This window comes from Clostridium sp. HMP27 (assembly GCF_000765165.1).
In the GTDB taxonomy this organism is placed as follows: domain Bacteria; phylum Bacillota; class Clostridia; order Clostridiales; family Clostridiaceae; genus Clostridium_AK.
In genome coordinates this window covers 176,984-191,214 of record NZ_JMFY01000017.1, presented here as the reverse complement: position 1 = coordinate 191,214, position 14,231 = coordinate 176,984, and the positions used below count along the sequence as shown (strand labels likewise).

General features: G+C 30.7%; 13 protein-coding genes. 1 reads left to right on the top strand and 12 read right to left on the bottom strand.

Translation table 11 applies throughout. From position 1 onward, the window contains the following. Positions 1 to 125 precede the first annotated feature (125 nt). The 5 genes from DP68_RS08650 to DP68_RS08630 form a co-directional block, all read right to left on the bottom strand. Positions 126 to 935: a Nif3-like dinuclear metal center hexameric protein gene (locus DP68_RS08650; RefSeq protein WP_035308481.1), complete on the bottom strand. Its 810-nt coding sequence runs from the start codon at positions 933 to 935 to the stop codon at positions 126 to 128. After that, positions 935 to 1,630, bottom strand: a complete 696-nt coding sequence (locus DP68_RS08645; RefSeq protein ID WP_035308479.1) for a class I SAM-dependent methyltransferase — start codon at positions 1,628 to 1,630, stop codon at positions 935 to 937. Before DP68_RS08645 ends, DP68_RS08650 begins: the two co-directional genes overlap by 1 nt. 68 nt (positions 1,631 to 1,698) lie before the next feature. Next, entirely contained in the window at positions 1,699 to 2,766 is a 1,068-nt protein-coding gene (gene rpoD / locus DP68_RS08640) for an RNA polymerase sigma factor RpoD (protein ID WP_035308477.1), read from the bottom strand. 24 nt (positions 2,767 to 2,790) lie between these two features. Then, positions 2,791 to 4,557 carry a DNA primase gene (dnaG, locus tag DP68_RS08635; RefSeq protein WP_035308475.1) on the bottom strand — a complete coding sequence of 589 codons (1,767 nt, stop codon included), beginning with the start codon at positions 4,555 to 4,557 and terminating at the stop codon, positions 2,791 to 2,793. 239 nt (positions 4,558 to 4,796) lie between these two features. Next, entirely contained in the window at positions 4,797 to 5,831 is a 1,035-nt protein-coding gene (locus DP68_RS08630; protein WP_035308473.1) for a deoxyguanosinetriphosphate triphosphohydrolase, read from the bottom strand. 135 nt (positions 5,832 to 5,966) lie between these two features. On the opposite strand from DP68_RS08630, the gene DP68_RS08625 reads away from it, so the two are divergent. Beyond that, on the top strand, positions 5,967 to 7,034 hold the full coding sequence (locus DP68_RS08625; protein WP_035308471.1) for a CotS family spore coat protein: 1,068 nt from the start codon (positions 5,967 to 5,969) through the stop codon (positions 7,032 to 7,034). Positions 7,035 to 7,076: 42 nt separating this feature from the next. Here the strand turns inward: DP68_RS08625 and ppdK are convergent, their stop codons facing one another. From ppdK to DP68_RS08590, 7 genes are all read right to left on the bottom strand, one after another. Then, positions 7,077 to 9,710 carry a pyruvate, phosphate dikinase gene (gene ppdK / locus DP68_RS08620; protein WP_035308469.1) on the bottom strand — a complete coding sequence of 878 codons (2,634 nt, stop codon included), beginning with the start codon at positions 9,708 to 9,710 and terminating at the stop codon, positions 7,077 to 7,079. A gap of 78 nt (positions 9,711 to 9,788) precedes the next feature. Next, positions 9,789 to 10,424: a helix-turn-helix transcriptional regulator gene (locus DP68_RS08615; RefSeq protein ID WP_035308467.1), complete on the bottom strand. Its 636-nt coding sequence runs from the start codon at positions 10,422 to 10,424 to the stop codon at positions 9,789 to 9,791. Positions 10,425 to 10,731: 307 nt separating this feature from the next. After that, entirely contained in the window at positions 10,732 to 11,334 is a 603-nt protein-coding gene (locus DP68_RS08610) for a DUF4342 domain-containing protein (protein WP_035308465.1), read from the bottom strand. After that, positions 11,327 to 12,082 (bottom strand): DNA repair protein RecO, encoded by a 756-nt coding sequence (gene recO, locus DP68_RS08605; protein WP_035308463.1) that lies wholly within the window; start codon positions 12,080 to 12,082, stop codon positions 11,327 to 11,329. The genes DP68_RS08610 and recO overlap by 8 nt, the downstream gene beginning before the upstream one ends. A gap of 15 nt (positions 12,083 to 12,097) precedes the next feature. After that, entirely contained in the window at positions 12,098 to 12,979 is an 882-nt protein-coding gene (gene era / locus DP68_RS08600; RefSeq protein WP_035308461.1) for a GTPase Era, read from the bottom strand. Positions 12,980 to 12,989: 10 nt separating this feature from the next. Continuing rightward, positions 12,990 to 13,403 carry a cytidine deaminase gene (locus DP68_RS08595; RefSeq protein WP_035308457.1) on the bottom strand — a complete coding sequence of 138 codons (414 nt, stop codon included), beginning with the start codon at positions 13,401 to 13,403 and terminating at the stop codon, positions 12,990 to 12,992. A gap of 105 nt (positions 13,404 to 13,508) precedes the next feature. Further along, on the bottom strand, positions 13,509 to 14,210 hold the full coding sequence (locus DP68_RS08590; protein WP_035308455.1) for a diacylglycerol kinase: 702 nt from the start codon (positions 14,208 to 14,210) through the stop codon (positions 13,509 to 13,511). Between the last annotated feature and the right edge of the window lie 21 nt (positions 14,211 to 14,231).

Here is a 14,231-nt window from a genome sequence, read left to right as displayed (position 1 = left end):
ATCTTAGTCCTCCTTAAATATTAAATAATTGATATATTGCTTTATCATGATTTGATTTACAATTTATATAATAAAAAACAAAAATGAATAGATATCCATTCATTTGAACAGACACCTACTCATTTCTATTTATACTTATAAGGACATACCGTCTTATTTGATGGAATTATCTCTATATTATGTCCCATTAATTTTATTCTGTTTTTTAACCACTTTCCGACTATTTGCATACCTGGCCATTCTGTATGGAAATGCCCTGCGTCTATTAGGCAAATCCCTTCCTCAGCCAAATCTGAAGCATAATGATATGTAGTATCCCCTGTGATTATACACTCTGCCCCTAATTCTTTAGCTTTTATCAAAAAGTCATTTCCACTTCCATTTATAACGGCTACTTTTTTTATTAACTTCCTTTCATCTCCTATGTATTTTAGAGATATTATATCCAAAGAATCCTTCACTCTATCACAAAGCTCATCTAGTGTAACTGGCGTGCTTAACGTAGCAATTCTACCTAATCCCGTAAAATTATCTGTACTATTCTTATTTGGAGAAATAATTTCGTAGTTTTTAAAGTCTAATAAACTCATTATTATATCATTTATGCCATCCTTTGTTGCATCTAAATTAGTATGACTTGAATAAAGACTTATATCATTTTTTATAAGACTTATTATTTTCTTTCCTAAGATAGTCTCTGTTGTTATAGAAGATGGTCTTTTAAAAAGTAACGGATGATGAGAAATTATAAGATTACAACCTCTATCACTTGCTTCTTGAATAACATCTAAAGTACAATCTAAAGCTATTAAGATAGAAGTTACTTCCTTTTGCGCATCTCCTACCATAAGACCTACATTATCAAAGTCTTCTTTTAATTTTATTGGAGCAAATTCTTCGATTATATTTGCTATATCTTGTATTTTTAGAGACATTATCTCAACAACTCCTCCAATTTATGAATTTTTTCTTTAACTTCTTTTTTTCTTAAGTTTGCTAGTGAAGAGTCCTCTTGTATATATTCAAGTATATTTCTATATCTATTTATCTTATACTGTATGAAATTATTTACTAATGGATGCTTTTGTTTAATTAAATCATAGCTTACTTCATAAAATATATCATTTTGAACTTTTCTAATATTTTCATTTGCATTTGCATATCTAATTTTTATTATCTCATAAAATATTTTTTCGTCAATACATAATTCTTCTTTTACAACTTCAAATCCACTATCATATATATATTTTCTTAAAACATCAGGATTTTGTACCGGCTGAAGTATTAAGTAATCCAAGGATTTAAATACTTCCATTCCACTTTCAATCAAATCTTTTATTAAGTGTCCTCCCATTCCTGCTATTATAGCTACATTTGCTTCTCCTGGGGTTATAACGTCAAATCCAGAACCTAATCTAAGGCTTATATTATCTTCTAAATTTTCTAGCTTTATATTTTCTTCAGCCTTTTCTAATGGTCCCTTATTTATATCACAAGCTATAGCAAATTCACACATTTTATTTTTTATAAGATATATTGGAATATATCCATGATCAGTGCCTATATCTGCTATAGTTTTACAATTATCAATCATATTACAAATGGTTCTTAATCTTAAACTTAATTCCATACACACTTTCCTTTCTTTACTTTCCAACTTTTCAAAGAAATAAAGCACCCTAAGGTGCTTTCATAATATTAATCTAAATAATCCTTTAATTTTTTACTTCTACTTGGATGTCTCAGCTTTCTTAAAGCTTTTGCTTCTATCTGTCTTATTCTTTCTCGTGTTACATTAAACTCTTTTCCCACTTCTTCAAGCGTTCTTGCTCTTCCATCATCTAATCCAAATCTAAGTCTTAATACCTTTTCTTCTCTTGGAGTTAGTGTATCTAGTACATTTATGAGTTGTTCTTTAAGCATTGTAAAGGCGGCAGCTTCTGCTGGTGCCGGTGCATCATCATCTGGAATGAAGTCACCTAAATGACTATCTTCTTCTTCTCCTATTGGCGTTTCAAGAGAAACAGGTTCTTGAGCTATTTTCATTATCTCTCTTACTTTATCTACAGGCATTTCCATTTCCTTTGCTACTTCTTCTGGAATTGGCTCCCTTCCTAGTTCTTGTAATAGCTGTCTTGAAACTCTTATTAATTTATTTATAGTTTCTACCATGTGAACTGGTATTCTAATAGTTCTTGCCTGGTCAGCTATAGCTCTTGTTATCGCCTGTCTAATCCACCATGTAGCATAGGTACTAAACTTAAAGCCTTTTCTATAATCAAATTTTTCTACAGCCTTTATAAGTCCCAAATTTCCTTCTTGTATAAGATCTAAAAATAGCATACCACGTCCAACATACCTTTTAGCTATGCTTACTACAAGTCTTAAATTAGCTTCTGCAAGTTTTTTCTTAGCTGCTTGTTCTCCATTTTCTATTCTTTGAGCTAAATCCATTTCCTCTTCTGAAGACAGTAACGGAACCTTACCTATTTCCTTTAAGTACATTCTTACAGGGTCATCTATTGCAATACCTTCAGGAATTGATAAATCTAACTCTTCCTCATGTGGCACCTCTGAATCTTGTATGTCACCTATAACATCTATGCCCATAGATTCTAATACTTCATATATCTTTTCTATTTGTTCAGGGCTTAACTCTACATCCTCTAATTCATCCATAACTTCTTTATAGGTTAAGCTCCCGCTTTTTTTTCCTTTTTCAATAAGCTTTTTTACAAGTTGCATCTTTTCATTTTTATCTTTCATTGTATATATGGCCTCCTTCCGCCCTTACTGCAAGCCATTTAGCTGCTTTTGAACATTCATAAGCTCTTTAGCAACTTTCATGGATTCAGTTACATTACCATTGGCTTCATATTCTTTTATTCTTGACATTATTTCATTCTTTTTCTCTTCTAGCTTATATCTTTTTATTTCCCGTATGCAATCATCTATAAGCAACTTGTAATCTATTTCTTCATTGCTTATATCACTTTGAAGTATACTTACCCACTCCTTTATGATTTCAGACTTCTGACTATTTAATTCAACTTTATTCCCTATTTCTTCTAAAGATAAATTTGCATTTTCTAGTATAGTATTAAATATATATTGATGAGATTCTAATATCATATCCTCTATTTTAATCCTATCCTTAATATAAGAAGTTAATTCTCTCTTTTTTATACTTATCCTTATAAGAAGTCTCTCTGCCTTTATATATGTAGGTTCTATATATAATTTATTTCCCAAAATGGATTCAATATTCACTTCACCTTGACTATTTCCATCCTTTTGGTGTTTTTTATTAACTATTTGGTATAAAATTTCTTCACTTAATTTTACCTTAGTTGAAATTTTCTTTATATATTTATCCTTTTCTACTGGATGAAGATTTCTAATTACTTCAGCTGCTTCTTCTGTATATTTTACTACTTCTTGTGAGTTTTGAAAGTTGGTTTTTTCTTCTATCTTACCTAATTTATAATCCACAATTGGAAGAGCATCTTCTATTAAATTTACAAATGCCTCTCTTCCGTGGTTTTTTAGATACTCATCCGGATCCTTTCCATCTGGAACTATAAGAACCTTAACTTCAAGCCCTTCATCCTTTAAGATATCAAGTCCCCTTAATGTTGCATTTTGCCCTGCGGCATCTGCATCATATGAAATAATTATTTTATCTACAAATCTCTTCAAAAGCTTTGCTTGAGATGGTGTAAGAGCCGTACCTAATGAAGCTACAGCATAATTTATTCCATATTGATAAAGTGATATACAATCCATATATCCTTCTACAATTATAAGTGTTCTGTCCCTAACATCCTTACTTGCAAAATTCAGGCCATATAAATTAGTTCCCTTGTGGAATATTGGAGTCTCCGGCGAATTTAAGTACTTAGGTTTGGAATTATCTAATACTCTTCCTCCAAAACCAATTACCTTATTCCTATAATCAAACACAGGAAATATTATTCTATTTCTAAATCTATCATAAAAAGTTCCTTTTTCACTTTTTATAATAAGCCCTGCGTTTAACATATCGAGTTCAGTATAACCCTTCCCTTTAAGAAATTTAATTAGGGAATTCCAACTATCTGAGGCATATCCAAGACCAAACTTATTTATTATTTGAGCGGTGACACCTCTCTTTGATAAGTACTGCATTGCATTTTTATTTTTTCTTAAATTATAAAAATAAAATCTAGCTGTTTCTACATTTATGTTATACAATTTTAAATTATTTTGTTGTTGCACATTATTGTTACCATGAGTTATAGTTATGTTTGCTTTATCTGCAAGAACCTGTACTGCATCTGTAAATGATATATTTCTGGTTTTCATAACAAAACTTATGACATTCCCAGCTTCACCACAGCCAAAGCACTTGTAGATTTGCTTATCCGGTGTTACAGTAAAGGAAGGAGATTTCTCATTATGAAATGGGCATAACCCAACATAATACTTGCCAGCTCTTTTTAACTTTACTGACTGTCCTATCACATCTACTATGTCACTAGATTCTTTTACCTTTTGAACGACATCTTCCGATATCAATTATTTATTTCACCTAACCTTTTAATTATAATAAACTTTTATATGATTTTGCAACAAAATATCCGTTTTATTTTATATATTCGACAAAAAGAATTATAATCCTTCTCCTGAAGCAAATATTAGTGTAAGTTTTATATTATATTTATATATTCTGTAAAAAATAAAAATATCCTTCATAATTTTTATTTTTTATTTTATTAGACACAAACATTATTTTTCCAATTAACGCAGGTTTTATACTAATAAATTACAATTTTAGGAACATATATTTGATTGAATATAATAAGGCAATAATCATCACTCATCCCTGATATGTAATCTGCAACTCCTCTATACAATCCTTCCGCTTTCACAATTTTTAAATAAAATTCAGGCATTTTTTCAGGATATTTTATATAATATGTAAATACTTGTTTTAATACAAACTTGGCCTTATCTCTTTCTTCTTTTAATATAGGTCCCTTATATATCTTTTCAAACATAAATTTTCTAAGTTCTATTAAAGCCTTTTCAACTTCTGAACTTAAACATACCTGTACTTTGCTGCCTTTTATATTATTTAAAGTATTATAAACAAGATCTTTCACTAGCGTATCTACTCTTTCTCCATGACTTTTTCCAAGAACTTTAAGAAGCTCTGGCGGTATTTCTTCTTCCTTTAAAAGCCCTGCTCTTATAGAATCATCTATATCATGATTTACATATGCAATTTTGTCACTATATCTTACTACTTGCCCTTCTAAAGTAAATGCTTTATCTCCTTTTTCTCCCTTAGAAAAGCCGCTATGATTCAATATTCCATCTAAAACTTCCTTTGTTAAATTTAATCCTTTTCCCTGTCTTTCAATCTTTGTAAGTACTCTTATACTGTTTTCATTATGTCTAAATCCTTCTGGAAGTAACTCATTTAATACATCTTCACCATTATGCGCAAAGGCTACATGCCCTATATCGTGTCCTAATGCTATAGCTTCAATAAGGTCCTCATTTAAACCTATAGCTTTACCTATGGTTTTTCCTATTTGGGCTACTTCTAAAGTGTGAGTAAGCCTAGTTCTATAGTGATCACCCCAAGTTTTTATGTATACTTGAGTTTTATGTTTAAGTCTTCTAAAGGACTTACTATGAATTATTCTATCTCTATCTACCATAAAACAAGTTCTTATTTCATCATTGTTCTCAGCACTTGCCCTCCCTTTAGAGTTTACAGATAACGAAGCCCCTCTTATTAAAATCTTACTTTCATTTTCTTCTATTGTTTCTCTAATTAACATATTCATCACCACTTTTATGTATTCTATAATAATACGCAAAACTCCTTTTATTTTTAGCAATATAGAAATTACTATGTATAATATTAAATCGTAAGTAATATCATTATAATATATGAATAGATAAGGAGTGTTTATATGCCAAGTATGGCTTCAACATATAGTTATGATTTATTATCCGAAGAAAATATAAAAAAATACGTGCTTCCTTATTATAACCTGGAAAATTGCCCTGTTGAAAGGGTAAAGTTTAAAGATACAGATAAACAACGAGCTGTTTATAAAGTTCTAGATACAAATAAAAGTTACTGCCTTAAAAAAGTTTACTTTAATAAAGAAGACTTGCTATTTGTATATTCAGCTATAGAATGGCTTTATAGACACAATGTACTTGTTCCTAGAGTACTACCTACATACAATAAAAGTAGGTTTGTAAATTATAATGGCATGCTTTTTATATTAACAGATTGGATTGAAGGCCGAAAATGTAGTTACGATGATGACTCAGATACTTTGATCTCTGCCTTAAATCTTGGAAAAATACACAAATGTACAATAAACTTCAAACCTATCAAAGGGAGCAATTTACGCTCCGAATTTGAAGATATAACTATATCTACATCCAAACATTTTGGTGACCTTTTAAACTGCTCAAATAAAGCATTTAGGTATAAGGATAATTTTTCAAGATTATTTCTTCAAAATTTTCATGACAACTTTTTACTTGCTAAAACTTCCCTTTCCATATCCAATAGCATAAATTTCAACAACTTAGGTACTTCCTTATGCCATCTGGATTACGTAAATAAAAATATAATATTTGATAAGAACAACTCGATTTGGGTAATTGATTTTGATAAATGTAAAATTGACTATTGCGTTCATGATATATCTTATTTTTTGAGAAGAATATTAAAACGTGATAAAACTAGATGGAATTTTGATTTGTGTATAAGATGCTTAAATATGTATGAAAAAATTCGCCCTTTAAATTTAGATGAATATAAATATATATTATCATATTTAAGTTTTCCACAAAAGTATTGGAAAATTTCCAGAGATTATTATAATAATATAAGAAAGTGTAATAAAACTTCTTTCTTTACATTGCTAAAAAAATCTGTAAATAAAACTGAAGAACACTGTAAATTTGTTTATGAATTTGCAAAATATATAGAAGAAAAATTTCAAACTACAATAAATTAGAGCTAAGTCCTAAATATTTAGGACTTAGCTCTTTTAATAGCTTTATTTTCTTGGATTTTTCACTTGTGCTTGTGCTGCTGCAAGTCTTGCCACTGGAACTCTATATGGTGAGCAAGATACATAATTTAATCCAGTTTCATGGAAAAATTCCACTGAAGATGGATCCCCTCCATGCTCTCCACATATTCCAAGCTTTATATCCGGTCTTGTCTTTTTACCTAATTCGCAAGCCATTTCTACAAGTTTTCCTACTCCTTTTTGGTCTAGCTTTTGGAATGGATCAAACTCATATACTTTCTTTTCATAATAATCATTTAAGAATTTACCAGCATCATCTCTTGAGAATCCAAATGACATTTGTGTTAAATCATTTGTTCCAAAGGAGAAGAATTCTGCTTCTTTTGCAATTTCATCTGCAGTTATAACTGCTCTTGGAATTTCTATCATAGTACCCACATGGTACTTTAATTCTACTCCTGCTTCATGTATTATAGAATTTGCAACATTTACAACTATATCTTTTACATATTTAAGTTCTTTTACTTCACCGACAAGTGGTATCATTATTTCAGGAACTATATTAAATCCCTTGTCTTTCTTAACTTTTATTGCTGCTTCTATAACCGCTCTTGTTTGCATCTCTGCAATTTCTGGATATGATACACTAAGTCTACATCCTCTATGACCCATCATTGGATTAAATTCATGTAAGGATTCAACCTTTGATTTTAAAGTTTGGAATGTTATTCCCATATCCTTTGCTAATTCTTCAATATCTTCATCTTCTGTTGGAAGGAATTCATGTAGTGGTGGATCTAAGAATCTTATAGTTACTGGTCTTTCTTCCATAGCCTCATAAATTCCTATAAAGTCTTCTCTTTGCATTGGTAAAAGCTTTTCTAAAGCTTTTCTTCTTTGCTCTTCTGTTTCTGATACTATCATTTCTCTTACTGCTGGAATTCTATCTTCATCAAAGAACATATGCTCTGTTCTACAAAGTCCTATACCTTCAGCTCCAAACTTAACTGCTTGAGCTGCATCTCTTGGAGTATCTGCATTTGCCCTAACTTTCAGAGCTCTTATTTCATCTGCCCATGACATAAATGTTCCAAAATATCCACTTATCTCAGGAGCTACAGTTTTAATGGCCTGACCGTATACATATCCTGTACTTCCGTCTAAGGATATATAATCTCCTTCTTTATACATTTCTCCATTTACTTCAAAGCATCTAGTACTTTCATGTACAACTATTTCTCCACATCCTGCAACACAACAAGTTCCCATACCTCTAGCAACAACTGCAGCGTGAGATGTCATACCTCCTCTTACAGTAAGTATACCTTCTGATGCAATCATTCCTTCTATATCTTCAGGAGATGTTTCAATTCTTACAAGTACAACCTTTTCCCCTAACTCGTGATGTGCCTTTGCATCTTCCGCTGTGAAATATACCTTTCCACAAGCTGCTCCTGGAGAAGCTGGAAGTCCTTTAGCTATAACCTTAGCATTTTCTAGTTGATGTGAATCAAAGTTTGGGTGAAGTAATGTATCTAGCTGCTTTGGGTCAACTTTAAGTACAGCCTCTGTTCTAGTTATAAGTCCTTCTTCTACCATTTCAACAGCTATTTTAAGTGCTGCTTGAGCTGTTCTCTTACCATTTCTTGTTTGAAGGAAATATAATTTACCTTGTTCAATAGTAAACTCCATATCCTGCATATCTTTGTAGTGATTTTCTAATCTATTAGCTATATCCATAAATTCTTTATAGCATTCTGGAAGATCTTCCTGTAATCTAGTTATAGGAAGAGGAGTTCTAATTCCTGCAACAACATCTTCACCTTGAGCATTTATAAGGTATTCACCAAAGATTTCTTTTTCACCAGTAGCAGGATTTCTAGTAAATGCAACCCCTGTACCTGATGTATCTCCCATATTACCAAATACCATACTTTGAATATTAACTGCTGTACCCCAGCTACCTGGAATATCATTTAATCTTCTATATACAATAGCTCTTGGATTATCCCATGATCTAAATACTGCAGTTACTGCTTCTATTAACTGAGCTTTAGGATCTTCAGGGAAATCTTCTCCCATTTCCTTTTTATATAGGGCCTTGTATTTTTTTACTACTTCTTTTAAATCAGATGCTTTTAAATCCGTATCAAACTTAGCTCCTATAGATTCCTTAACCTCATCTAAAATATCTTCAAAGTTTCTTTTATCTATTCCCATAACTACATCAGAAAACATCTGTATAAATCTTCTATAGGAATCATATGCAAATCTTTCGTTATTAGTTAAATTACTTAAAGCCACTACTGTATTATCATTTAAACCAAGGTTTAAAATTGTATCCATCATACCTGGCATAGAAACTCTTGCTCCAGATCTTACTGATACAAGAAGAGGATTTTCTAAGCTTCCAAATTTCTTTCCTGTAATGTTTTCAAGATTTGCCATAGCATTAGAAATTTCATTTACTATTTCATCGGATATTTTTTTACCATCTTCATAATATCTAGTGCAAGCTTCCGTAGAAACTGTAAAACCTTGTGGTACAGGTATACCTAAATTAGTCATCTCTGCTAAATTAGCACCTTTTCCACCAAGTAAATTTTTCATTGAGGCATTGCCTTCGTTAAACAGGTATACATACTTTTTGATTTCCATTTATAAACAACCCCTTTTGTATGTTTATTTATCTATTTATTATATTAAAGAGTTTATTAATATACTCCTTAAATTTTTTTATGAGTTTTCTCCCATTTTTACTAAAAGTTTTGTAATATTAGTTTTTGATATTTTGCCAATGATTTTATAAGCTTCTTTTTTATCATTATCATCAACTTTTTTTACAACTGGCAAACTATCTACTTCATGCTCTATAATTTTTATAGCTGCTTCATAAGCACTGTCTTCTTCTTTTACAAATACTATATTAGGCATTCTAGTCATTATAATACCTACAGGTATCTTATGCATGTCAGTTCCTCCCATAGCAGACTTTAAAAAGTCTTTTCTTGAAACTGCACCTACGAGCAATCCGTTATTTTCTATAAAAAGTGTACCAACATCATTTAAAAATAAATTTACTATAGCATCATAAACCATTGTAGATTCATTAACAACTACGGGACTTCCCATTACATCCTTTACCTGTATGTTTCTTATGTAATCATAAACCAAACTATAAGAGGGTTTCCTTGAATATATATATCCTACCTTCGGCTTTGCTTCTAAAATTCCTGTCATGGTGAGAATAGCTAAGTCTGGTCTTAATGCTGCTCTGGTAACACTTAGTTTACCTGCAAGCTGTTCACTAGTTATAGGTTCGTGTTCCTTTACTAATTTAATAATTTCCTCTTGTCTTAGTGATAGTTTAATTTATTTCACCCTCTTTCACACATAACCAACAATTATATGTATTATTTCCCTTAAATTCATAAATAGTATAACACTTTTATTTATATATGTCTATTATTTTTTAATATTTTGCGCATTTTGTTTCTATTTCCATATAACTTTGCTATTTAACAATCTTAAAGAAAGAAAAAGATTATAGTTTTACAATTTAGGATACATATATTATAAAGATACCCACTACATAAATTTTACCAAATCTTCATTTTTTATTCAACAATTTTACCTTTAAAACTAAAAGTCAGCAGATTTTTTCTGCTGACCTTTTTTATTACTTTTCCTTATTTTCCGAGTTACTTTCCTCGTCAATCTCTTCAAAGTCAACTGTATATGTGTATACATTATTATTTTCGTCATTAGTACTACTTTTTTCACCAGTAAATTTATCTTTTACATTTAATGCACTATCTTGTACCTTAGATGCTGCATTTTGAGCCTTTTCTTTTACGTCTTCCACGGTGGATTTCAATATTTTATTAACCACCTCAACGGTGCCATCCTTTTTAGTTATTTCTATAGTAATCTGCGTTAAGGCTGCTGCAAATACGCCTAATGTAATTAGGGGTGCATAAATTAGACTTGGTATAGCTACTACGAGTCCTGCAGTTACTGGTATATCTAATAATACCTTCTCATCTTTTTTTATTCTTATTCTAGCAACATTACCTTTACTTACAAGGTCTTTTAACCATTTCACAAATTCATCTTTATTAGTATATGAATTTTCCTTTGGAGCCTTTTTATTTTCTTCAATAAATATTAATGCATCTACTACATTTCCTTCAGACTTTTCCAAAGCTTCTCTTGCTTCGGCGTAACTAACTCCAGTTCTATCTCTTACAATATCAATTTTTTCTAAAGTTATTTCACTCACTTTTTTCACTCCTTTTAATAAAGTTTAATGTTTCTAAACTCTTAGGTTTTCTAATATAACTTTGAGCTATAATAGTCCCTAACAATTTTTCAATTTCTTCTTTTAAATTAGAAGGTATTGTAACTCTATAGGATTTTTCCAGTGCTAAATTATTTAGATATTTAATAATATTATAAGCTGCAGGGCTTACCTTCATACCATTTAATTTTGGGCACTTAGTACATACACCCCCAAGATATTGAATACTAATATAATCTGCTGAACTTATAGGCTCTTTACATATCGAACACTTATGTAAATTAAGTCCATATCCTGTAGCCCTAAGTATATTCATTTCAAAGACCCTAGCTAAGGTTTCTAAATCACAAGCATTATTCTTCATAAGGTAAAAAGCTGTTACAAGTTCCTTGAAAAGCTCTCTATTACTTTCTTCCTCAGCCATGCTTATATCTATAAGTTCACAAAGATATGAAGCATAGGATATAGTATCAAAATCACTTAAAATTCCTTGAAAAGAATCTATAATAGTACCTTCATTTAGTGTATACATACCCTTCCCTCTATAAAGTATATAATCACCATATGTAAATGTTAAAGTATTTGAGAAATACTTACTTCTATTTTTCTTAGCACCTTTAGCTATAGCAGAAATTTTCCCTAGCTTCTCTGTATAAAACCAGATCAATCTATCTGATTCCTTATAATCTTGAGTTTTAAGTACTAGCGCTCTTGTCTGAAATATAGCCAGAAAATCATCTCCTTGCTATTTATACCCTAGCTCTCTTAATACTGTATTGTTATCTCTCCAGTCCTTTTTGACTCTTACCCAAATTTTCAAGTAAACCTTGCATTGTAAAAATGTTTCCAAGTCCTGTCTAGAGTATTGGGTTATCTTTTTTAACATTTCTCCATTTTTCCCTATTACTATTCCTTTGTGTGAATCTTTTTCACAAAGCATATCTGCATTTATTTCATATGCTCCATTTTCTTTTTTCTTCATAGTTATAATATCCACACCTATTCCATGAGGCACCTCTTCTGATAAAAGTCTCAATGCCTTTTCCCTAATTGTTTCAGCAACTATAAATCTTTCCTGTTGATCTGTTATCATGTCCTCTGGATAATACATAGGTCCTTCTGGGATATAATTTTTTACAATTTCCATTAATTTATCTACATTTTTTCCCTTAGCTGCAGAAATAGGTATAATTTCTGTAAACTTAAACTTTTCCGAATAAATTTGTAGTGTCTTTGCCACCCTTTCTTGAGTATTTTCGTCTATTTTATTTACTACAAGAAATACAGGCACCTTTGCTGCTTCAAGCTGGTTTAATATATATTCATCTCCCTTTCCAAATTCTCCTTCTGGAGTAGTTAAGAAAAGCACTACATCTACCTCTTTCAAAGCATCTGTAGCTACATTTACCATATATTCTCCAAGCTTATGTCGTGGTTTATGGATTCCTGGAGTATCCACAAATATTATTTGTGATTCCTTATCTGTAAGGATAGTTTGAATATTGTTTCTTGTAGTTTGTGGTTTACTAGATACAATAGACAACTTTTCCTCCATTATATGGTTCAACAAAGTTGACTTTCCGACATTCGGTCTTCCTATTATTGTTATAAATCCTGATTTAAACATATATCCTCCTTCATTTGTTGAGGTCTTTTTTAGAAAATGATAATGGGAATATTTCACTAAACTTCTTTATTACAAAGTCACTTTTATTTTTTATTAAAATAACATCTATATCTTCAGATATAAATTCACTAATTACCTGCCTGCATATACCACAAGGCATTGTATAAGTTTCTATATCTCCAATTTCAGCTAAAGCTTTTATTTCTTTCTTACCTTCAGAAATAGCTTTAAATACAGCTGTTCTTTCTGCACAATTAGTAGCTCCAAAAGATGCATTTTCTATATTACATCCTGAGTATATACTTCCATCTTCCATAAGAACTGCTGCGCCCACCTTAAAGTTAGAGTAAGGTACATATGCAAATTCTCTAGCATTTATAGCTTCTTCAATTAATTTACTATATTCCCCTTTCACTTTCCTCATCCCTCCAATTTCCATCTTAGTTCTTAAACAATTATATCATTTTATTTCATTACAGTTTAATTAATAAAATATTAAATTAATTCCCTATAATATCTAAATACTAGTTTACCCAAAAACTTTAAATAATAACAAAGTGATTAGTGTTCCAAATACCGCTCCTACTATAACTTCTATAATAGAATGTACTTCTGAGTCCACTCTGCTTTGAGCAACAATTATTGCTAAAAAAAAACTTAAAATTATAGCTTCAACATCTTCAGTTATTAGGGCAATCATAGTAGCTATAGAAAAGGATATGGCACTATGACCACTTGGCATTCCTCCCTTTAATGGAGTCCCCTCCCCAAATATAGCTTTTACAATTAAAGTGCTTATAAGCACAATAATAAAAATTATAAATATAGTATATGGGTTAGAATTCTTAATCTTATTAATCACCATAAAGTTTATATATACAAGTTTGCTCCAAAATATAATATATCCCACTGCTAAAGCATTTATAGCAGTAACTAAAACTGCCCCTGCTGCTACATTTTTCGCAATTTTAGCTAAAGGGTGATAATAATTGGTTGTAGCATCTATAGAAGCTTCAATAGCAGTATTTATAAGCTCTGCAGTTATTACCATGGTAACTGATAAAAGTATTATTAAAAGCTCCGTCTTACTTATATCATAGAAAAAGCAAATAGTGAGAACTGCAAGAGCTGCTATCATATGGATTCTCATATTTCTTTGAGTTCTTACCGCATATAATATTCCTTCGATTGAATAATTAAAGCTATCTAATAATTTTTTCACACTTTTCATTCAGGCACCTACTTTTAGTAT